Source organism: Pedobacter frigiditerrae, assembly GCF_004331645.1.
GTDB classification, from domain to species: Bacteria; Bacteroidota; Bacteroidia; order Sphingobacteriales; family Sphingobacteriaceae; genus Pedobacter; species Pedobacter frigiditerrae.
In genome coordinates this window covers 1,591,004-1,611,993 of sequence record NZ_SJSK01000001.1, presented here as the reverse complement: position 1 = coordinate 1,611,993, position 20,990 = coordinate 1,591,004, and the positions used below count along the sequence as shown (strand labels likewise).

19 protein-coding genes are annotated in these 20,990 nt (G+C 34.7%); 16 read left to right on the top strand and 3 right to left on the bottom strand.

Annotated elements, in window-relative coordinates:
* Positions 1 to 9: 9 nt before the first annotated feature.
* From EZ428_RS06900 to EZ428_RS06870, 7 genes are all read left to right on the top strand, one after another.
* Complete coding sequence (locus EZ428_RS06900) at positions 10 to 1,164, top strand: Gfo/Idh/MocA family protein (RefSeq protein WP_205945620.1); 1,155 nt, start codon at positions 10 to 12, stop codon at positions 1,162 to 1,164.
* Between the two features lie 3 nt (positions 1,165 to 1,167).
* Positions 1,168 to 2,220: a sugar phosphate isomerase/epimerase family protein gene (locus tag EZ428_RS06895; RefSeq protein WP_131552352.1), complete on the top strand. Its 1,053-nt coding sequence runs from the start codon at positions 1,168 to 1,170 to the stop codon at positions 2,218 to 2,220.
* Between the two features lie 18 nt (positions 2,221 to 2,238).
* Positions 2,239 to 2,625 carry a c-type cytochrome gene (locus tag EZ428_RS06890; RefSeq protein WP_131552351.1) on the top strand — a complete coding sequence of 129 codons (387 nt, stop codon included), beginning with the start codon at positions 2,239 to 2,241 and terminating at the stop codon, positions 2,623 to 2,625.
* A 24-nt stretch (positions 2,626 to 2,649) separates the two neighbouring features.
* Positions 2,650 to 4,110: a Gfo/Idh/MocA family protein gene (locus EZ428_RS06885; protein WP_131552350.1), complete on the top strand. Its 1,461-nt coding sequence runs from the start codon at positions 2,650 to 2,652 to the stop codon at positions 4,108 to 4,110.
* Between the two features lie 20 nt (positions 4,111 to 4,130).
* The gene (locus tag EZ428_RS06880) at positions 4,131 to 4,820 is read left to right on the top strand and encodes a 3-keto-disaccharide hydrolase (RefSeq protein WP_131552349.1); all 690 of its coding nucleotides are present in this window, start codon (positions 4,131 to 4,133) and stop codon (positions 4,818 to 4,820) included.
* A gap of 78 nt (positions 4,821 to 4,898) precedes the next feature.
* Positions 4,899 to 6,131, top strand: a complete 1,233-nt coding sequence (locus EZ428_RS06875) for a nucleoside permease (protein WP_131552348.1) — start codon at positions 4,899 to 4,901, stop codon at positions 6,129 to 6,131.
* Between the two features lie 20 nt (positions 6,132 to 6,151).
* Positions 6,152 to 7,027 carry a TIM barrel protein gene (locus EZ428_RS06870; RefSeq protein ID WP_131552347.1) on the top strand — a complete coding sequence of 292 codons (876 nt, stop codon included), beginning with the start codon at positions 6,152 to 6,154 and terminating at the stop codon, positions 7,025 to 7,027.
* A gap of 252 nt (positions 7,028 to 7,279) precedes the next feature.
* On the opposite strand, the gene EZ428_RS06865 is transcribed toward EZ428_RS06870, so the two are convergent.
* Complete coding sequence (locus EZ428_RS06865) at positions 7,280 to 7,645, bottom strand: YtxH domain-containing protein (protein WP_131552346.1); 366 nt, start codon at positions 7,643 to 7,645, stop codon at positions 7,280 to 7,282.
* A 52-nt stretch (positions 7,646 to 7,697) separates the two neighbouring features.
* Positions 7,698 to 9,497 (bottom strand): FlgD immunoglobulin-like domain containing protein, encoded by a 1,800-nt coding sequence (locus tag EZ428_RS06860; protein ID WP_131552345.1) that lies wholly within the window; start codon positions 9,495 to 9,497, stop codon positions 7,698 to 7,700.
* 49 nt (positions 9,498 to 9,546) lie between these two features.
* On the opposite strand from EZ428_RS06860, the gene EZ428_RS06855 reads away from it, so the two are divergent.
* From EZ428_RS06855 to EZ428_RS06815, 9 genes are all read left to right on the top strand, one after another.
* The gene (locus EZ428_RS06855; protein ID WP_131552344.1) at positions 9,547 to 10,539 is read left to right on the top strand and encodes an aspartate-semialdehyde dehydrogenase; all 993 of its coding nucleotides are present in this window, start codon (positions 9,547 to 9,549) and stop codon (positions 10,537 to 10,539) included.
* A gap of 112 nt (positions 10,540 to 10,651) precedes the next feature.
* On the top strand, positions 10,652 to 12,058 hold the full coding sequence (gene dacB, locus EZ428_RS06850) for a D-alanyl-D-alanine carboxypeptidase/D-alanyl-D-alanine endopeptidase (RefSeq protein WP_131552343.1): 1,407 nt from the start codon (positions 10,652 to 10,654) through the stop codon (positions 12,056 to 12,058).
* A gap of 89 nt (positions 12,059 to 12,147) precedes the next feature.
* Complete coding sequence (locus EZ428_RS06845) at positions 12,148 to 12,657, top strand: GNAT family N-acetyltransferase (protein WP_131552342.1); 510 nt, start codon at positions 12,148 to 12,150, stop codon at positions 12,655 to 12,657.
* 36 nt (positions 12,658 to 12,693) lie between these two features.
* Positions 12,694 to 13,038, top strand: coding sequence for a DoxX-like family protein (locus EZ428_RS06840; RefSeq protein WP_131552341.1), 345 nt, complete (start codon positions 12,694 to 12,696; stop codon positions 13,036 to 13,038).
* 35 nt (positions 13,039 to 13,073) lie between these two features.
* On the top strand, positions 13,074 to 13,526 hold the full coding sequence (locus EZ428_RS06835; RefSeq protein ID WP_131552340.1) for a hypothetical protein: 453 nt from the start codon (positions 13,074 to 13,076) through the stop codon (positions 13,524 to 13,526).
* Between the two features lie 50 nt (positions 13,527 to 13,576).
* Positions 13,577 to 15,535, top strand: a complete 1,959-nt coding sequence (locus EZ428_RS06830; RefSeq protein WP_131552339.1) for a beta-N-acetylhexosaminidase — start codon at positions 13,577 to 13,579, stop codon at positions 15,533 to 15,535.
* 1 nt (position 15,536) lies between these two features.
* On the top strand, positions 15,537 to 16,214 hold the full coding sequence (locus tag EZ428_RS06825; RefSeq protein WP_131552338.1) for a DUF6498-containing protein: 678 nt from the start codon (positions 15,537 to 15,539) through the stop codon (positions 16,212 to 16,214).
* Complete coding sequence (locus EZ428_RS06820) at positions 16,214 to 17,731, top strand: glycosyltransferase family 39 protein (protein WP_131552337.1); 1,518 nt, start codon at positions 16,214 to 16,216, stop codon at positions 17,729 to 17,731. Before EZ428_RS06825 ends, EZ428_RS06820 begins: the two co-directional genes overlap by 1 nt.
* A gap of 89 nt (positions 17,732 to 17,820) precedes the next feature.
* Positions 17,821 to 18,264: a DoxX family protein gene (locus EZ428_RS06815; protein ID WP_131552336.1), complete on the top strand. Its 444-nt coding sequence runs from the start codon at positions 17,821 to 17,823 to the stop codon at positions 18,262 to 18,264.
* A gap of 67 nt (positions 18,265 to 18,331) precedes the next feature.
* Here the strand turns inward: EZ428_RS06815 and EZ428_RS06810 are convergent, their stop codons facing one another.
* The gene (locus EZ428_RS06810) at positions 18,332 to 20,911 is read right to left on the bottom strand and encodes an AsmA-like C-terminal region-containing protein (protein WP_131552335.1); all 2,580 of its coding nucleotides are present in this window, start codon (positions 20,909 to 20,911) and stop codon (positions 18,332 to 18,334) included.
* Positions 20,912 to 20,990 lie beyond the last annotated feature (79 nt).

The window sequence follows — 20,990 nt, the reverse complement described above, 5'->3', positions numbered from 1 at the left end:
CCTTATATTATGAAAGAAAAAATAAGAATGGGTATGGTTGGTGGTGGTAAACAGGCCTTTATTGGTGCTGTTCATCGCATGGCTGCTAACCTAGATGGTTTAATTGAACTTTGCTGTGGAGCATTTAGTTCAAACGCAGAAAATTCGATTGCATCTGGTAAAGATTTATTCCTTCCCGAAGATAGAGTTTACACCAGTTTTACTGAGATGATTTTAACAGAAAGCAAACTTCCAGCAACGGAAAGAATGCATTTTGTAAGTATTGTAACTCCAAATCATTTGCACTTTGAACCTGCAATGTTGGCGCTTGAAAATGGCTTTCACGTATTAATAGACAAGCCAATCACTTTTAGTTTAGAAGAAGCTAAAGCCCTAAAACAAAAAGCAGAAGAAACTGGATTAATGATTTGCTTAACGCACACTTACTCTGGTTATCCAATGGTAAAGCAGGCTAAACAAATGGTTGCTAGTGGCGATTTAGGTAAAATAAGAAAAGTAGTTGTAGAATATCCGCAGGGATGGTTAAGCAATCCTGCACCAAGTGATAATAAACAAGCTGCTTGGCGAGCAGACCCGGCAAAAAGTGGAATTAGTGGTTGCATGGCTGATGTTGGAACTCACGCCGCTCATCTGGCTGAATATATTTCTGGCCTACAGATTACCAAAATTTGTGCAGATTTAAATATTCTAGTTGAAGGTAGATTATTAGATGACGATGGTAATGTGTTACTTAAATTTAATAATGGTGCCAATGGGGTTTTATTTGCATCGCAAATTGCTGCTGGAGAGGAAAATGCAATAAAGATTTATGTTTATGGCGAAAAGGGTGGCTTAGAATGGCATCAAATGGAACCAAATACATTAACTGTAAAATGGTTAGACCAACCTATGCAAGTTTACAGAACTGGCAATGGTTATAATTCTGATATTGCCAAATATAATACAAGAACACCTTCTGGTCATCCAGAGGGATACTTAGAAGCTTTTGCAAATATTTATAAAAACTTTGCACAAACCATATCAGCCCTACAAAGTGAAGAAAAACCAAGCCCAGAAATGTTAGATTTTCCTGGTGCTGAAGATGGTGTAAGAGGAATGGCATTTATAGAAAATGTAGTTGCTTCGAGCAAATCAGATCAAAAATGGTTCGATTTTAAAATTTAACAAATGACAACAATACAAGGACCAGCCGTATTTTTAGCCCAATTTATTGGAGACGAAGCTCCATTTAATTCTCTAGATGGAATTTGTAAATGGGCAGCGAGTTTAGGATTTAAAGGCATACAAATGCCAACTTTGGATAAAAGGTTTATAGACCTAAAACTAGTTGCTGAAAGTAAAACCTATGCTGATGAATTAACTGCAAAAGTAGCGTCTTATGGCTTGGTAATTACCGAACTTTCTACGCATTTGCAAGGTCAATTAGTTGCAGTAAATCCAGCTTACGACTCTTTATTTGATGCTTTTGCAGCAGATGAGGTAAAAAACAATCCTAAAGCCCGAACAGAATGGGCTGTTCAACAAATGAAATATGCGGCTAAAGCTTCTCAAAATTTGGGTTTAAAGGCACATGCAACTTTCAGTGGCTCTTTATTATGGCATACTTTTCATCCCTGGCCGCAAAGACCAGATGGATTGGTTGACGAAGGATTTACTGAGTTGGCAAAACGTTGGACTCCGATTTTAAATGAATTTGATAATTGCGGTGTTGATGTTTGTTACGAGATTCACCCGGGGGAAGATTTATTTGACGGTGAAACTTATGAAATGTTCTTAGACAAAGTAAATCATCATCCAAGAGCTTGTTTGCTTTATGACCCATCTCACTTTGTGTTACAACAATTAGATTATATTCAGTACATCGATTTTTATCATGAGCGTATTAAAGCCTTCCACGTAAAGGATGCAGAATTTAATCCAACCGGTAAACAAGGAACTTTTGGAGGTTATCAAAGTTGGGCAAACCGAGCTGGCAGATACCGTTCTCCAGGGGATGGACAAGTAGATTTTAAACGAATTTTTAGTAAACTCACTCAATATGATTATAAAGGTTGGGCTGTAATGGAATGGGAATGCTGTATTAAAGATTCAGAGACTGGTGCCAGGGAAGGTGCCGAATTCATTAAAAATCATATTATCCCAGTTACTACAAAAGCATTTGATGATTTTGCATCAGCTGGAGGAGATTCAAATTTTAACAAAACTATTTTAGGCATATAACACACAAATAATAACTAAATGAAAAAAACACTTTTATTTTTAAGCGGGCTTGCATTATTCTTAGCTGCCTGTGGCGGTTCTTCTGATTCTTCAGATACAAGTACAGCTAGTACTTCACCCCCAGCGGCATCATCGTCTTCATCTGCTATGGAACCTGGCGAATTATTGATTGTAAAATCAGACTGCGTTGGTTGTCACCATAAAGAAAACAAACTCATAGGACCAGCCTATCAAGAAATTGCAGCAAAATATCCAGCAACTGATGAAAACATTGCGCTTTTAGCAAGCAAGATTGTTAAAGGAGGAAAAGGTGTTTGGGGAGCAGTGCCAATGACACCTCATACCAAAATAACTGAAGATGAAGCGAAAACGATGGTTAAATACATCCTATCATTAAAAAAATAACATTAAACCCTAAAATCTAACCAAATGGATAATGTAAAAAAAGAAACGGAAGCTAATAAAGGTCGCCGTAATTTTATTAAAACTACCGCAGTTGCATCAGCTGGATTTATGATTGTTCCACGCCATGTTTTAGGCGGAACAGGATTTATAGCCCCAAGTGACAGACTAATTATTGCAAGTGTTGGTGTGGGCGGTAAAGGTAAAAGTGATGTTGCCATGTTTGATAAAAGCGGTAAAGCAGACATTGGATACCTTTGTGATGTGGATACACGTAGAGCTGCGGACAGTGTAAAAGCTTTTCCGAAAGCTAAATTTTATAAAGATTGGCGTGAAATGTATGAAAAGGAAAGCAAAAATTTTGATGCTGTTTCTGTTTCAACACCAGATCATAACCACGCAGTACAAGCCATGGCTGCAATGCAATTAGGCAAACACGTATATGTTCAAAAACCTTTAGCCCATGATATTTTCGAAGCAAGAGCATTAACTGCAGCTGCTAAGAAATATAATGTAGTAACACAAATGGGAAATCAAGGGGCTTCTAACAATGGCCCTCGTCAAATGAAAGAATGGTATGACGCAGGTTTAATTGGCGATGTGCATACCGTTTACGCATTTACTGATAGACCTGTTTGGCCACAAGGTATTCCATGGTCGGCAAATAAAGCAGACATTCCTAAAGAACTAGATTGGGATTTATGGTTAGGAACCGCTCCTTATAAGGAATTTGTAGATAAATTGGTGCCCTTTAACTGGCGTGGGTGGTGGGATTACGGAACAGGTGCACTGGGAGATATGGGCTGCCATTTATTAGAAGCTCCATTTAGTGTTTTAGGCCTAAAATACGCAACCGAAGTACAAGCAAGTGTAGGCTCTGTTTATGTCGACGAATTTAAACGAGGATATTTCCCAGACAGTTGTCCTCCTTCTAGCCACGTAACCTTAAAATTCCCTAAAACTGCAAAAACAAAAGGTGATGTAACCGTACACTGGATGGATGGTGGAGTACAGCCTGCAAGACCAGAAGAATTGGGTGCAAATGAAACATTTGGAGATGGTGGAAATGCTACATTATTTATTGGTACAAAAGGAAAAATGATGGCTGGCACTTATGGATTAAACCCTCGTTTATTGCCAACTTCTAAAACTGCAGAGATTAAAGTAAAAGAGAAATTTGCTCGTGTTAAAGATGAAGCAAATGGGCATTATGCACAATGGGTAGAAGCTTGTATCGCTGGCCCTGGCAAAAAAGAGTTAAGTTCTCCTTTTGAAATTGCTGGTCCGTTGACAGAATGTTTACTAATGGCTAACTTAGCTATTCGTGGAGCTGATATTCAACGTAAAGATGCGGCTGGAAAAATCACTTACCCTGGAAGGTACTCTAAATTACTTTGGGATAATGATCAAATGAAGGTTACCAATTTCGATGATGTAAATCAATTTGTAAAAAGAGAATACCGTAAAGGTTGGACATTAGGATCATAATATTAATTTAAAAGAGAACAATGAAACAATACATATTTGCAGTAATAGCAATAGTTGCAATGGGCTGTGGCTCTACTGCTCAAACCAAAAAGAAGGGCTTTGTAAAATTATTTGACGGTAAAACCACAACCGGCTGGCATACCTATAATAAAACTGGAGTTGGCTCAGCCTGGGAAATTGCTGATGGCGCATTACATATGAACCCAGCTAAAAAAGGTAAAGACGGTGGCGGCGATTTAGTATCCGATAAGGAATATTCAAATTTTCATTTGAAATATGACTGGAAAGTTGCCCCAGGAGCAAATAGTGGGTTAATCTTCTATGTGCATGAAGATAAAAAATACAGTCAAACTTACCTTACCGGACCAGAAATGCAAGTAATTGATAATGATGGCCATAAGGATGGAAAAATCATTAAGCATAGAGCTGGTGACTTGTACGACATATTAAAAAGTTCATCTGAGCCAGTTAAAGCACTTGGACAATGGAATAAAGCCGAAATTTTATCTGAAAATGGTAAATTGACCTTCCTGTTAAATGGAGTTACAATTGTAGAAACTACGATGTGGGATGACAATTGGAAAGCCTTAATTGCTGCAAGTAAATTTAAAACTTGGGAAGGTTTTGGCACTTACAAAACCGGCAAAATTGCTTTGCAAGATCACGGCGATGAAGTTTGGTACAAAAATATTAGCATTAAAGAACTATAAACAAGACTAGCTTAAAGCAAAAAGACTAAAATTTTGGTCTTTTTGCTTTTGTTTTTCAACTTATAAACCAAATATAAAATGAACTCAACTATCCGCATTAAACTCTCACTCATGATGTTCCTAGAATTTTTTATCTGGGGCGCTTGGTTTGTAACACTAGGTACATATCTAGGAGTTACTTTAAAAGCTTCAGGTTCAGATACTGGGGCTGTATTTTCTACTCAATCTTGGGGTGCCATTATTGCTCCGTTTATTGTGGGAATTATAGCTGATCGTTACTTTAATGCTGAAAAAATTCTAGCCATTATACATCTGGCAGGGGCTATTCTATTATATCAAGCTTACAAAGCTGCTAATGTGGATGTACTTTATCCTTATATTTTAGGGTATATGATTCTATATATGCCTACTCTTGCTTTAGTAAATTCCATTTCTTTCAATCAAATGAACGATCCTGAAAAGGAATTTGGAAAAATCAGGATGTGGGGAACAATTGGTTGGATCGTAGCTGGAGCATTGATTAGTTATGTTTTTGCTTGGGATTCTGAAAAAAGTATTGCGGAAGGATTACTTAAAAACACATTCTTAATGGCAAGTATCGCTTCGTTGGTGTTGGGATTATTGAGTTTTACATTACCAAAAACTCCACCAAAAGTAGATAGAAATGAGAAAATAAAAATTGGTGAACTATTAGGTTTTGATGCTTTAAAACTATTGAAAGACAAAAATTTTGCGGTTTTCTTCGTTTCAGCAATCTTAATTTGTATTCCTTTGGCATTCTATTATCAAGTTGCTCATCCTTACTTAGAAAACTCAGGAATCGCAAATCCAACTGTTAAAATGACTATTGGCCAGATTTCAGAAGCTTTATTCCTCTTGTTAATCCCTGTCTTCTTTAAAAAATATGGCTTCAAAAAAACTATATTAGTTGGAATGTTAGCATGGTCTGTACGTTATTTATTATTTGCTTTTGGAAATGGTAATGAACTTGCTTTTATGTTATATATCGGAATTGCGTTACATGGAATTTGTTATGACTTCTTCTTTGTTTCTGGACAAATTTATACCAATTCAAAAGCTGGAGAAAGATATAAAAGCTCAGCTCAAGGCTTAATTACATTAGCTACTTATGGAGTTGGAATGTTAATTGGGTTTAAAGTAGCAGGGATGATTTATGATGCTTATAAATTGGCGGATGGTTCAGTAGATTATAAAATGGTCTGGATAATTCCAGCTGGCATCGCTTTTGTAGTATTCTTAATATTCGCATTGTTATTTAATGACAAGACAAAACCTGAACCAGAAGTATAATTAATTTTTAATCCCTTACAATGAACTCTAGAAGAACATTTTTAAAACAAACCGGTTTATTAGCCGCAGGTATAGCAGTTGCTCCATCTTTTGCTTGTACTTTACCAAAAAAACATCCAATTGGTTTACAATTATATAGCTTAAGAGATGTTATCAAAAATGATATAAAGGGTATTATTTCTAAAGTAGCTGCCATTGGATATAAAGAAGTTGAAACTTATGGATATTCGGTAAAAGATGGTTTCTGGGGATTAAATGCAAAAGCTTTTAATTCTTTATTGAAAGAAAATAGCATAAAAGCACCAAGTGGTCATTATGACCTGGATAATTTTATGTCTGGTAAAGGCAGTGATAGTTTAAAATCATACATAGAAGCGGCTAACATTATTGGAAGCGAGTATATTACTGTTCCTTATTTAGGAGATGGCATAAGAAAAACTGTGGACGACTACAAAAAACTATCTGAAAAACTTAACGAAGGTGCAAGACTTTGTAAGGCTTCTGGTTTAAAATTTGCCTATCATAACCATGATTTCGAGTTTAGCAAGTTTGGTGATACTACAGCTTATGAGATAATGTTAAATAACACAGATAAAAACTTGGTAGATTTTGAATTAGATTTATATTGGGCTGTAAGATCAAATGCAGATCCTTTAGCATTGTTTAAAGCTCATCCAGGCCGTTTTAAAATGTTTCACATTAAGGACATAGACAAGACTAACAAAAATGTTAATACCGAAGTTGGGCAAGGAGCAGTAGATTTTAAAGCAATCTTTACTGGTGCTAAAACAGCTGGAGTTAAACATTATTTTGTAGAACATGAATTTAATTACAAACCTGATGAATTAGGTTCTATAAAAACAAGTTTCAATTACGTTAACAATGAGCTTTTATAATTAAGCTCTAAACCTGTCAAATCTAAGCCTATCCATTCTTTAAAAAGTAATTCCCAGTTGCTAAATGAACTAGCGCTGGGAATTAAATAATCTGACAAATCATAATTCGCTTTCCCAACATAATTCGTTGGATAATAGAGGCTTCCTTGCCAAATTATTTCGAAAAAGCAAGCTTAGCCCTTGAAATATGCCAAGTACTGGTTACAATTAATACCTTGCATTATCCTATAAAATTAGGATTTTAAATTGCTTTTAGATAGGTTGCTCATTATGATGTTCTCCATTGTGGAATTCATTTATCAATTCCTTAATGTCTGACTTTTTTCTTTTCTGAGTAGTGTGAACAAAATGAGGAACTTCAGGAGCAACAGCTGGCTCTACTACTTCATCGACACCAAAAACTCTATCTTTTAAAGAACTATAAGAGTCTTTTATGCCATTACCTAAACCTTTTGCTTTATCGCCAATCGCTCTTCTAGTATCAGCCCCACTTTCTGGAGCAAATAAAATGCTAATTACTGCACCTGCTGCCAATCCAGCAACTAAAGCTACAGCAACCATTCCGTTGTTGTTATCTCTTCTATTTAAGATTTTCGATATTATTTTTCCGTATTTCATAAGACAAGATTTTTAAAAACAACAAAGTATTTTTTATATTGTTTAAAAAAATCTAAAGTTTAGCAGCTAAAACACAAGTTTGCTTAAAGCTTTCAGTTTTTCCATTTAAAGCAAAGGCATCAAATTTAATTATATAAATGCCAATTTTACTCTGCTGACCAGCATCATTTAAACCATCCCATACAAAACTTCCAGCAGTTGCTATTGAGGTATTTCTTTCTAATTTTCGAACTAAAATTCCTTTATCCGTATAAATATTTACTGTAGCTAAATTACTATTATTTGTAAAGCTATAATCTATCTGCATCAAGTCTTCAAATCCATCGCCATCTGGCGAAAAGGTCTTACTAACTAAACTTACTTTGCTTTTAGAAAGATTAAGATTTTCTTCTTGCGAATTTTTATAAGTAGGTGTTGCAAAGCCTGAAGATTTTGCGGCCGATTTAAAATTTCCCAAATCATTTGCTTCTTTTAAAAAGGACGTTCTCTCGAATGAAACTCCATCACCATCTTGCAATAATGCGATATGCATACTTTCACCGTAATCAAATTGCTCCAATAAACCTATTGTTCCCAATAAAACAACCGACCCCTTATCGTTGTTATAAGATGGAAAACTACTCATTTGTACAAATTGGTTTGAGAATTTTGCATTATAATGTTGTTTAACAACTGTTGGATTTATTGTTAATACCCAATAAGTTTTTGCTGGCATATAAACCGAAGTATTGGTTACATTCTTAATATTTGCTGGAAGTCCAGTTGCATCAAAATTTGCCAATTGTAGCTCTTTTAAATCTAAAATTTGATTGGTATTATTATAAATCTCTACAAAATCTACTCCGCCAGTTCTAGGATTAGACAACACCTCGCTAATTAAAACATCGCCTTTTTTAAGCGCATAAGGTTTAACGTAGAAAAAAGAAGCTGTATTATTTGCTTCAATTTGGTTTCCTTTTAAATCCTTTACTCCAGTAACCGTTAACTTATAATCGCCCGATGGTAAAGCAGAAGCAAAAGTTAATTTGTAAACATTTGCCAAGGAAGTGGCAGTTATACTTGTTGGTGCACTCAGGTTAGCTACAGTATAATTATTCGCCATCAAGGCGGATGATGGTTGTAATCGTTCAGAAAAAACAGCTTCGACATTAAATTCATCTAACACTTTAGCGCTTGCTAAGGTTGGCGGAGTAATATCTGGCGTTAATTCTGAAACTGTAAAATCATCAAACATGAATCCCGTAGAACGCGTGGCTGTATATTCACATCTTACACCAAACCAATCAGTATTTGTATGTATTAAATCCGTAACACTTCCTTCTAAGATATAGTTTGTTCCACCGGTTATGTCGGTAAACAATTCCCACTTTCCAACATCATTTCTAGTCACTTTAATTCGAGCTAAAAGTGTATTTACATCAAGTCGGGTTTTTGCTGGACCATCTATAATTTTGGCAACAGTTGTACCAGTTTGCCTATACAAATCGTAACTATCTGCACTCCCGCTCTCTCCTATTTGGATAAAATATCCATTTAAAGCCGCATTTAAATCCTGATTATCAGCAATTAAATAAATTTTTGACTGATTACTTGTGGAGGGGTCAAAATTCATTTGTACAAAAAATTCGTACTTAGCATTTAAAGCGAAAAGATTTGATGTAACCAAGCTAACTGATTGAGCAGTAGAACCTAAAGAAGTTTGCAATTGTTTGGATGAATTAACATTAAACAACGAATTACTCCCAACCCAAATAGGATTAGAGGTAAAATTTCCGTCAGAAAAATCGTCAACAACTTGTGCAGATGTAAGTTTAACGCTTAAAAGCATTAAAAAAAGTAAAGTTTTTCTCATATTTGGTAGATATTAAGAATTAACTAAATATAATCAAAAAACAGAAAAAATGAAAGTTGCAGTAGTAGGTGCCACAGGTTTAGTAGGTACTGTAATGTTAAAAGTATTGGAAGAAAGAAATTTCCCGTTAACTGAGTTAATCCCAGTTGCATCTGAAAAGAGCGTTGGTAAGTTAATTACGTTTAAGGGTAAACAGTTTCCAATCGTTAGCATGGACACTGCGATTGGAATGCGCCCAGATATTGCCTTATTTTCTGCTGGTGGAGGTACTTCATTAGAACATGCCCCTCGTTTTAAAGAAGCCGGAACTACAGTTATTGATAATTCTTCTGCTTGGAGAATGGACCCAGCAATTCCTTTGGTTGTACCTGAGGTAAATGCTCACATTTTATCATTAGACAATAAAATAATCGCTAATCCAAATTGCTCTACCATACAAATGGTGGTTGCTTTAAAACCATTACATGATAAATATCGCATTAAACGTGTAGTAGTTTCTACTTATCAATCGGTTACTGGTACAGGCGTTAAAGCGGTTGACCAGATGATGAACGAGCGTAAAGGTATTTATGATGGTGAAATGGCTTATCCTTATCAAATTGATTTAAATGTAATTCCTCAAATTGATGTATTTACAGAAAATGGATACACTAAAGAGGAAATGAAAATGATTAATGAAACCCGTAAAATTATGGGAGATGACAATATTCGTTTAACAGCTACAACTGTTCGTATTCCGGTAATGGGTGGTCACTCAGAATCGGTAAACATTGAGTTTGAGAACGATTTTGATTTAGCTGAAGTAACTTCATTACTAGAGCAAACTGAAGGAATAATTGTGGTAGATGACATAGCGAACTTAAAATACCCAATGCCAAAAGATGCACATGAAAAAGACGAAGTTTTTGTAGGACGTATCCGTAGAGATGAATCGATGCCAAACACTTTAAATATGTGGATCGTTGCCGATAATTTACGTAAAGGTGCTGCTACAAATGCTGTTCAAATTGCTGAGTATTTGGTAAGAAAAGAGTTAGTTTAGATAAGTTAAACGTTGTAAGTTATACGTTTTAAGTTTATATAATTTTAAAAAGTGATGTATTTATGCATCACTTTTTTAATTTAACTTAGTTTTAAGATTATAAATTATCCAAATGAAAATATTCAAGCTTCAGTTACTATTATTAGTTTTTGCCACACAATGTTACGCTCAATTTCCTATTGCTAAAATAGAACAAGCTTATCAAAGTTTAGTTAATGATGAACAGGCAAAATATGCCATTACATCACTTTGTGTATTAGATGCGCAAAGCGGAAAAGTAATTTTTGCCAAAAATGAAAATATCGGACTAGCAACTGCCTCTACTTTAAAAACCATCACTTCGGCTACTGCTTTTAGTGTGTTAGGAAAAGATTTTAAATATCAAACAACTTTAGCGTACAGTGGTAAAATTACAGCTGATGGAACGTTGCAAGGCGATTTAATCATTATTGGTGGAGGCGATCCGACTTTAGGCTCATGGCGTTATGAGCAAACCAAAGAGAATGTAATTTTAAATCAATGGGTTAGTGCCATTAAAAATGCTGGTATTAAAAAAATTGAAGGTGCAGTAATTGGCGATGATAGTTTGTGGGGAACACAAACTATGCCCGAAGGTTGGATTTGGCAAGATATGGGAAATTATTATGGCGCAGGAAATTCATCTTTGGCTTGGAGAGAAAACCAATTTGACATTCATTTAAAGCCAGGTGGTAGTGTTGGTGCGGATGTTAGCATTCAAAAAACAGTTCCAGCCATGCCCTATTTAAAAGTTATTAATGAATTAAAAACAGGTTCATCTGGCTCAGGCGATAATGCTTATGCTTATTTACCACCATTTGGCAATTTAGCCTATTTACGCGGTACGTGGGGAATTGGAATTAGTAAAACAGGAATTTCTTTGGCATTGCCAGACCCAGCTTTTGATGCGGCCTATCGTTTACAAGATACATTATCAAGATTGAACATTACAAGCACTGCAGCAACAACGGCTAGAAGATTAGGTTTAGATGGAAAAACATTACCAACCATTACGCAAACAATAGCCACAGTAAATTCACCTGCCTTAAGTGAAATTGTTTATTGGTTTAACAAAAAAAGTGTAAACCTTTATGGCGAGCAATTATTAAGAACCATTGCTTGGAAACTAGGTAAAGCCCCTAGTACTAGAAACGGAACATCATCAGTTATTAATTTTTGGTCAACTAAAGGAATTGACAAAAATACTTTGAATATTTTAGACGGCAGTGGGCTCTCTCCAGGAACAAGAGTAACTACTTTAGCAATGGCCTCTATTTTATTTCAGGCCCAAAAAGAAGATTGGTTTGCCGCTTATTATAATTCCTTCCCAGACAACAACGGAATGAAATTAAAAAGCGGTAGTATTAATGATGTTTCAGCTTATGCCGGGTATTATACAGATACACAAGGGAACAGGTACATTGCAGTTATCAACATTAATAATTACAATGGCTCTGGCATTAGTAAAAAATTATTTAAAGTGTTGGATGCTTTGAAATAATGTTTTCATTCTGAGCAAAGCGAAGAATCTATTATGTAAATTCATCTCGTTAGATTCCTCCAAAGTCGGAATGACAAAACTAGATAACTATGAATTTCGAACTTCGCCCCTTTCAATTAAGTGATTTACAAAGCTTGGTTAAACACGCCAATAATTATAATATCGCCAAAAACTTAAGTAATAAATTCCCCTTTCCCTACACTCAAAATGATGGCATTGCTTTTATCAATTTAGCATTATCGGCTACACCTCAAGAGATATTTGCCATAGTAGTTAATGGCGAAGTTACAGGCTCTATTGGAGTGCACCCACAAGCAGATTTTTATTGTAAAAATGCAGAGATGGGTTATTGGATTGCAGAAGAATACTGGGGCAACGGAATTGTTCCAGAAGCTATAAAATTGATGGTTAATTATGGTTTCAAAACCTTTAACATTACTAGAATTTTCGCCAGAACATTTGACACGAATATTAAATCGCAGAGAGTTTTAGAAAAGACAGGTTTTACCTTAGAAGCCGAATTAAAAGAAACTTTTTACAAAAACGGAACGGTTTACGATGAAATGATTTATGGCATTAGAAAACCAATGAATCTTTAATTGAAAAAGTCTTTCTCATATTTCATCACATTATTTATGGCATTAGTATGGCTTGTTAATGGTTTATTTTGCAAAATTTTAAATTTTGTCCCAAGGCATCAAGAAATTGTAGTAAGGATTCTAGGGAATAAGATTGCCCCTAGTTTAACATTGATTATAGGTTTATTAGAAGTTGGAATGTTTGTTTGGATTTTAACTAGAATAAAAGCTAGAATTTGTTCGACATTGCAAATTCTTATCATTGGTACCATGAATGTATTAGAATTCTTTTTAGCTCCAGATTTATTGCTATTCGGAAAACTAAATATCGTTTTTGCTGCAATATTCATGGTAATGATTTTCAGTAATGAGTTTTATTTAAGAGATAGAAAATATTTTTAAAATACTTATCTTCAATACCTTAAAAAGGATTAGCGATGAACTCAAAACTAATTGTCAAGGCAGGTTTAATAGCAGGAGCTTTAGATATCATTGCTGCATTTTTAAATTTCTACTTTAAAACAGGAAAAAATCCAACCATAGTTTTAAAATATATTGCAAGTGCTATTTTTGGTAAAGAAGCAATGACAGGGGGTATTGAAATGATATTTACCGGACTGTTATTACATTTTATCATCGCTTTTATCTTTACCCTTTTCTTCTCTCTCATTTACAAAAAGCTGTGGTCTTGGTTTCAGAATACAACCTTAATTGCAGTTTTATATGGCTTTTTTGTTTGGTTGGTTATGAATTTAGCTATTGTTCCATTATCTAGGGCATTAGAAATTCCATTTTCTTGGTCGGGTGCAATTACCAACTGCATTATTTTAATTACGTGCATCGGCTTACCACTTTCCTATCTATTCCGTAAAAACAATAAAGCTATTTAGGTTAAAATTAATAAATTGCGATTTCAAATTTAATCGGCACTATTCCTATTATGAAATTTATTGCTTCATTCATTTTTCTATTATTCATCAATTTTACTGTTTTCGCTCAAGCTATAGAAGGTAATTCAGAAACTACAACAGATTTAGAAAGTTATGCAAATAGCGAAATTGCGATAATACCCGCACCTGCAAACTTAACTAAGCTTGCAGGACACTTCGTTTTGCCTAATAACATCACTATTCAAGTTGGTAAGTCGCCAGAATTAAAACAAACCATTGCCTTCCTACAAGAACGCCTATCAATACCTACAGGATATCATGTAAATGTTATCAATCCACCAGTAGCTAATCCGACTATTAAATTAATTATAAATGATACAGAAGATGCAAGTATAGGCACTGAAGGATACCATCTTTCTGTTGGTGTAAGACAAGTAGTAATAAGAGCTAACAAACCTGCAGGTTTATTCTATGGCGTTCAATCGCTGATACAATTATTGCCAAAAGAAATAGAAAGTAAAGAAGAAGTTAAAGGTATTAAATGGGTAATGCCTTGTGTAGAGGTTACTGATTATCCGCGTTTGGGATGGAGAGGATTAATGTTCGATGTAGCAAGACACTTTTTCACCAAACAAGAAGTAAAACAATATATAGATGCAATGGTGCGCTATAAATACAATATTTTGCATTTGCATTTAGCTGATGATGAAGGTTGGAGAATTGAAATTAAAGGTTTACCAAAATTGACTGAAGTTGGCGCTTGGAACGTAAAACGCATAGGCACATTTGGAGATTTTATTCCGCCAACCGCTGACGAACCAAGAAATTATGGCGGTTTTTATACTCAAGAAGATATAAAAGAATTGGTAGAATACGCCAAAGCTCGTTTTGTAAACATAATGCCAGAGATTGATGTGCCTGGTCATAGTTTAGCAGCTATTGCTTCTTACCCAGAATTATCTTGTACACCAGAGGCGATAAATTATAAAGTACGCAGTGGAGAAAAAATTATGGACTGGAGTCGTGGCGCTCCACCTTTAGGCTTGGTAGACAATACGCTTTGTCCCGCAAATGAAAAGGTATATGTGTTTTTAGACACTGTATTTTCTCAAATTGCTAAACTCTTCCCTTTTGAATATATCCACGTTGGCGGTGATGAGGTTGCTCGTAATTTTTGGGAGAAGAATGATCAAATTAAGGAGTTGATGAAACGTGAAGGATTAAAAACAATCCCAGAAGTGCAGGCCTATTTTGAGCGAAGGGTAGAAACCATCATTCAATCCAAGGGCAAAAAATTCATGGCTTGGGATGAAGTTTTAGAAGGAGGTGTTTCTCCTACCGCAGCCGTTATGAGCTGGCGTAACATGCAACATGGCATTGATGCAGCAAAAGCTGGTCACGAAGTAGTAATGAGCCCAACCCAGTTTGCCTACATAGATTATATGCAAGCTGATGCGATTACAGAACCAAGAGTTTATGCCAGTTTGCGTTTAAGTAAATCTTACGAATTTGACCCTGTTCCTGCAGGTGTAGATCCTAAATTTATCAAAGGTGGTCAAGCCAATTTATGGACGGAGCAGGTTTATAACATCCGTCAGGCAGAGTATATGACTTGGCCACGTGGTTTTGCCATTGCAGAATCTGTTTGGTCGCCAAAAGAGAAAAAAAACTGGACTAACTTTTTTGCTCGCACGGAAGAGCACTTTAAACGTTTAGACATCGCTGAAACTAAATATGCACCAAGTGTTTACGACCCTATTTTTACGGTTAGAAGAAGTGCTGATAGGAATTTATTAATCACTTTAACTACTGAGGTTGAAGGTTTGGATATCTATTATAGTTTCGACAATTCTTTCCCTGATAGATTTTATCCAAAATATACTACTCCCTTAGTTCCTCCTGTTGATGCGAAGGTGTTGAAAGTTATTACTTACAGAGGTAAAAATCCGATTGGCAGAATGATGAATATGCCAATTGAGGAATTAGAAAAACGAGCTGGCAAAAGATAAAATGAATAAAGCGCAACGAAATATCAATATTATAATGATGCTTTTGTTTAGCGCTTACGCTATTTATAGTATAGTTTATGATAATGCAAATTTGTTTTTTATCATCTATCTATTTTGGTTTGATGAGTTAATTCGAAACATTTCTTTGCTCATTCAAGTTAAAATGCACAGAGAAGATCCTAAAAATATTAGGGAATTTACCAAGCGAAAAGCCATCAGCAATATTAAAACTAGATTTTTCTTTCTTTTTATCTATTCTGTTTTTATTGTTTTAGTATTCGGCTTGTTCTTCCATTTAGCCCAAGACGAAAAAGATGCACTAGTTAAAAACGTACAAATTTTTATGTTTCATGACATTGCATTTAACGTTTGTTTAATGATAGCAATTGTGAGGGAGGTGCTCCAAATCAGATCAACATCATTAAATAGACAAGAACCAATTCCAACATTTGGGGCAATGAGTGGGCACTTGATAACCCTACATTTATCTATCATTTTTGGAGCTTTTTTATGGGCATTTACCAGTGGAAAATTCATAAACTTTAGTTTTAGCTTAGGCTCACTTAATAAGTATGCCATTATCTTACCATTTTTTATGATTAAGTTTCTGGTAGATTTATATGCTATTAATCATAACGAAAAAGATAAAACATTATTAGATACCTTACAAAATCACTAATGAAAAAAGGAACCATTTTTCTCTTGCTATTTATATTAATAAAAATGGTTTTGCAATATGTAGTCATCAACCCTGTTTATGAGTTGCAACGTGACGAATATTTGCATTTAGACCAAGCCAAACATTTAGCATGGGGTTTTCATTCAGTCCCTCCTGTAACTTCTTGGATTTCTTGGATAATTTTAAAATTGGGTAATTCAGTTTTTTGGATTAAATTTTTCCCAGCATTATTTGGTGCATTAACCATACTCGTAGTTTGGAAAACAATAGAAAGTTTAAAGGGAGGTCTATTTGCTTGCACATTAGCCGCTACAGGTTTGCTTTGTTCGGTTTTGTTAAGGATAAACATCCTCTATCAACCCAACTCCTTAGATATTTTATGTTGGACGTTAATTTACTTTACGTTAATTCGTTACATCCAAACTAATAATTACAAATGGTTATACTTTCTAGCCATCAGCTTTGCTATTGGATTTTTAAATAAATACAACATTGTTTTTTGTATTTTGGGATTATTACCTGCGCTGTTATTAACTAAACACAGGACATTATTCTTAAAAGCACAGTTTTATTATGCTATTCTTTTAGCATTGGCATTAATAAGTCCAAACCTGATTTGGCAATTTCAAAATGATTTTCCTGTATTAAAACACATGAAAGAATTGGCAGATACACAGTTAGTCCATGTAAATAGAACAGATTTTGTAAAAGAACAGGTTTTCTTTTTTATTGGTTCCATCTTTATTCTTATCGTAGCTTTTATTTCTTTCTTCAGCTATGCTCCATTTAAACCCTATCGTTTTTTGGCAGCCGTTTATATTTTTACGATAGCGTTATTTATTTACTTCAAAGCGAAAGATTACTATGCCATTGGCTTATATCCTATTTTCTTCGCCTTTGGTGCTGTTTATTTAAGTTTATTATTGACAAAAGGTTGGAAATTTTATCTACGTTATTTGGCTTTTGCGATTATCTTATTTTTCTTTTACGCTTTGTTAAAAACATCTATGCCGATATACACGCCAGAAACATATGTAAAGAATGCTGAGCTACATAAACCTTTTAGCGAACATACTTGGGAAGATGGCAAAAAACATCCAATCTCTCAAGATTTTGCAGATATGTTAGGTTGGAAAGAATTAGCCGCCAAAACAGATTCTATCTATAACAGCATTCCTGATAAAAAAAGCATTTTTATACTTTGTGACAATTATGGTCAAACAGGGGCGATAAATTATTATTCGAAGATTAAAGGTTTACAAGCTAATTCATTTACTGACGATTACATCAACTGGTTAGATTTAGACAAGGAAATTAAAACAGTTATTAGGATAAAAACCGTAGATAATTTAGGTTCTACTAGAGATTTGGCTCTATTTGAAACAATAAAACACGTTGGTACAATTGAGAATAAATTTGCTAGGGAAAAGGGAACTCAAATCATATTATTAAGTAATCCTAAGGTTGATCTTGCCAAATTGTTAAAGAAGGAAAGAGCCGCAGGAAATTTAGAATAACTAGCTGAGATATACTCATTAATAGCTAATTAATTTGCAAACCTCAATATTTTTTGTAACTTCATCTAGCTTAAAAAAGGAGGTTTATCATGAACGTTATCCAAAAAGTTGAGCATTGGGGCGATGCCCATCACGCAAAATGGTTAGATGTTGTTCGCATCGTATTAGGCTTAATAATTTTTACTAAAGGCATTTCGCTAATTAGCGATACAGGCCCACAACAAGAACTTTTGTTAAAAAACAGTGTTTTTGGCTTCTCAGAAATGATGTCTAGCGTTGCCATTCATTTGGTGGCTTTTGCACATTTGGTTGGCGGTATTTTAATCACCATTGGTTTAGTTACTCGATTTGCCGTAGTAATTCAAATCCCTATTTTAATTTGTGCCATTCTATTTGTTAATATTTCAAATGGTTTCTCGGGCTTAAATTCAGAATTGTGGCTTTCTGTTATTGTTTTATTTCTTTTGGTTTTATTTTGGGTTGTAGGCTCAGGACCATTTTCTGTTGACCAGCAAATGAGAAGAAAACGTTGATGGAGAATTAAATCACATAGACTCATAGAAAAGAATAATCCTATGTGTCTATGTGGTAAATTTATAATTAATTCTCTTTTTTCTTTCCAAACAAACCCTTTAGTTTATTACCAATCTCAGTAGTTGCTTTCTCTACAGCCTTCTTTTTTAAGGTATCTACTTTTTCTTGAGCTTTGGCTTGCAGCTCAGCTTTCTTTTCAGCAACAACCGCATTAACTGCCGATTTTGCCGTTCCATCTCCAGCACCATATTTTAATTTGATAGTAGGTTTTAAGAATGTTCCACCCAAAACTGCATTAACCTTAACCATTTCTCCCATAGAAACATTTGTACCAGCCTTGCTATTTAAGCCAGCAATAATTGCATTTGCAGCATTATTGGCACTTGCTCCAAGCATCGTTCTTGGCACATTCAAAGCTAAATTATAATCCATAGTTTGGTCTATACCATTTGAGCCTGCTACATTCATGACAATGCCTTTCGCCTTAATGTCAAAAGGAGAAACATTTAAGCGACCATTGGCAATCTTGAATTTAGTTAAAACATTATTCAATTCTATTTTCTTCATCTCGCTTGAACCTAAAGCAGCAGCAAGTTTATTTATAGGCTCAAAACCTTCTAATAAAGCCTGGATAATGTTGGTTAAACCCTCTGCATTAATCGAAGAATAAATAGGCATCATGTTTTGGTCAAGGTCTGAATCAAACTTTAAGTTTGTAGAAAAAGTACCTTTTGTAAACTTAGCAACTGGAGCTAATAATTTAATGGTATTAAAAGTATTAAATGCTTGCTGGATGTCCATCTTTTCAATACCAAAATCTATATCCACTTTTGGTTTTTTTGGGTCTATAGTTGCATAAGAGCCATTCATTTTTACAGTTCCAGCTAACATATTCAAAGCCATATCTTTAAAATAAACCGTTTTGTCTTTTACCTGTAAAGCTCCCTTTGCATTGCTGATGTCATATTTATCGTAATTAACCTTAGCTGCTTTTACACCTAGATTAAAGTCGATATTTGCAGGAACTTCGAAAACAGTCATTTTTGCCTCTGCTGCTTTTGTTTCTGCAGTTGCTTTTGGTGGACCCATTAACTCGTTTACATCTATTAAATTAGAGGTGAGATTAAAACTTCCTTTTAACAATTGGTTTTTCTTAAATACGTAACTTAAGTAATTATTGATCGTACCATTTGCTGCAAAATCACTTCTACCCACTTTGGCAACCAAATTACTTAATGTGATATTTTGCGGGCTAAAACTCATCTTCGCTGATGGCACACTAACTGGCATTGGTACATTTTTCCCAGTGTAAACGAAGTTACTAGCCTGCATTTGCCCGCTTGCTTTAAAATCTTGATATTGACCTTTATCAATTGAAGATTTGCGACCTGCTGCTTGCACATCTGCATTTAAAAGACCCGTTAAAGTCATATCCTTCATTGGGAAAATGGCCGTTAGTTGTTTCAAGTCTAAATTCCCTTTTAAAGCCATGTCAACAAATGGGTCGCTCATTGGGTTTTTAACCAGCAAACGACCATCAATTGGTGCTGCACCAAACTCTAAATGAAATGCTGGAATGTTTATAACAGTATTGTCCAAAACTCCATCTGGGTTAGAAATAGTAGATTTAACTTGGATATTGTTTATCGCCGAGGGCAAAGAAGGATATTTTATTTTACCATTTTCAATTGCCAGATTTACATTAAAGGCAGGAATCGATTTATCGTTATACGTGCCTTTCGCAGTTCCATTCATTGCAAATTTCCCTGTGGCTTCTAAATCCTTAAAATTAGCTGAATAAATAGCTGGAATTAAAGAAAGAAAGTTCTTCAAATCAGATTTTTGAGCATCAAACTTAAAGTCCATTGCCATATCATTCTCGTTAGGCATAGCCAAATAACCAACAGCCGAAAGCAGCAGTTCATTTAGCTTAATCTTGTTTTCACCAAAAGTGAATTTCATTTGTTTCATGTCAATATCCAAAGGCAACTCGGCATCCAATTTCACTTTGTTTAAATAAGGAATACCTCCATATTTAACTGTTAGTTTTTCGATATCAGATTGAGTGTTTAAGGTAAAAATATCTTGAGTAAAATCGCCCTTACCCTTATGATTTAAATTCTCAGCTTCCATAAAGAACCCTAAGGAAGCATCATCGTAAGTAATCTTCCCATTTTCAATGGTATATTGTTGCAGGGCAGCTTTGAAGGTTGTTTTAGCCGTATCAACTTTTGTAGTTGAGTTATCGGGTTTCATGATATCCCAGTTTGCTTTGCCACTTTTTAAGACCTTGGCATAAATGGTTGGTTCATCCAAATTAACCGAGTTAATTTCATAGGTCTCTCCTTTAATTACACTCATTAAATTTAAGTTCAACTTTAACTGTTTAATGTTTGCCAAGGTATCCTTCGCAAAACTATCTGTTCCAACGACACTCAAATTGTTCAATTCTATGCCCAAATTGGGGAAAGAACTGATAAGGCTTAAATCAAATTCTGCAAAATCTACTTTAGCATTTACCTTATCATTTATTGATGATTTTACTTTAGCAACTATCTCCTTTTTAAAGATTAATGGAATACAAGCCGCAGCGGCAAACAAAACGACTAATATAATGACGAGCGTGATGATGGTTTTTTTTAACATGGTATTTCTATATTGTATTTTTTAGTTATTAAACGCAATTAATGCGCCAAGCGTTTAAGTAAGATAACTTTTACAGAGT

What these genes read in the sequence shown, in the direction of transcription:
- EZ428_RS06880 (WP_131552349.1), top strand. Translation starts at nt 4,131, where the DNA reads ATGAAACAATACATATTTGCAGTAATAGCAATAGTTGCAATGGGCTGT.
- EZ428_RS06875 (WP_131552348.1), top strand. Translation starts at nt 4,899, where the DNA reads ATGAACTCAACTATCCGCATTAAACTCTCACTCATGATGTTCCTAGAA.
- EZ428_RS06890 (WP_131552351.1), top strand. Translation starts at nt 2,239, where the DNA reads ATGAAAAAAACACTTTTATTTTTAAGCGGGCTTGCATTATTCTTAGCT.
- EZ428_RS06900 (WP_205945620.1), top strand. Translation starts at nt 10, where the DNA reads ATGAAAGAAAAAATAAGAATGGGTATGGTTGGTGGTGGTAAACAGGCC.
- EZ428_RS06825 (WP_131552338.1), top strand. Translation starts at nt 15,537, where the DNA reads ATGAATAAAGCGCAACGAAATATCAATATTATAATGATGCTTTTGTTT.
- dacB (WP_131552343.1), top strand. Translation starts at nt 10,652, where the DNA reads ATGAAAATATTCAAGCTTCAGTTACTATTATTAGTTTTTGCCACACAA.
- EZ428_RS06820 (WP_131552337.1), top strand. Translation starts at nt 16,214, where the DNA reads ATGAAAAAAGGAACCATTTTTCTCTTGCTATTTATATTAATAAAAATG.
- EZ428_RS06860 (WP_131552345.1), bottom strand. Translation starts at nt 9,497, where the DNA reads ATGAGAAAAACTTTACTTTTTTTAATGCTTTTAAGCGTTAAACTTACA.
- EZ428_RS06865 (WP_131552346.1), bottom strand. Translation starts at nt 7,645, where the DNA reads ATGAAATACGGAAAAATAATATCGAAAATCTTAAATAGAAGAGATAAC.
- EZ428_RS06855 (WP_131552344.1), top strand. Translation starts at nt 9,547, where the DNA reads ATGAAAGTTGCAGTAGTAGGTGCCACAGGTTTAGTAGGTACTGTAATG.
- EZ428_RS06810 (WP_131552335.1), bottom strand. Translation starts at nt 20,911, where the DNA reads ATGTTAAAAAAAACCATCATCACGCTCGTCATTATATTAGTCGTTTTG.
- EZ428_RS06835 (WP_131552340.1), top strand. Translation starts at nt 13,074, where the DNA reads ATGAACTCAAAACTAATTGTCAAGGCAGGTTTAATAGCAGGAGCTTTA.
- EZ428_RS06895 (WP_131552352.1), top strand. Translation starts at nt 1,168, where the DNA reads ATGACAACAATACAAGGACCAGCCGTATTTTTAGCCCAATTTATTGGA.
- EZ428_RS06885 (WP_131552350.1), top strand. Translation starts at nt 2,650, where the DNA reads ATGGATAATGTAAAAAAAGAAACGGAAGCTAATAAAGGTCGCCGTAAT.
- EZ428_RS06840 (WP_131552341.1), top strand. Translation starts at nt 12,694, where the DNA reads ATGGCATTAGTATGGCTTGTTAATGGTTTATTTTGCAAAATTTTAAAT.
- EZ428_RS06845 (WP_131552342.1), top strand. Translation starts at nt 12,148, where the DNA reads ATGAATTTCGAACTTCGCCCCTTTCAATTAAGTGATTTACAAAGCTTG.
- EZ428_RS06870 (WP_131552347.1), top strand. Translation starts at nt 6,152, where the DNA reads ATGAACTCTAGAAGAACATTTTTAAAACAAACCGGTTTATTAGCCGCA.
- EZ428_RS06830 (WP_131552339.1), top strand. Translation starts at nt 13,577, where the DNA reads ATGAAATTTATTGCTTCATTCATTTTTCTATTATTCATCAATTTTACT.
- EZ428_RS06815 (WP_131552336.1), top strand. Translation starts at nt 17,821, where the DNA reads ATGAACGTTATCCAAAAAGTTGAGCATTGGGGCGATGCCCATCACGCA.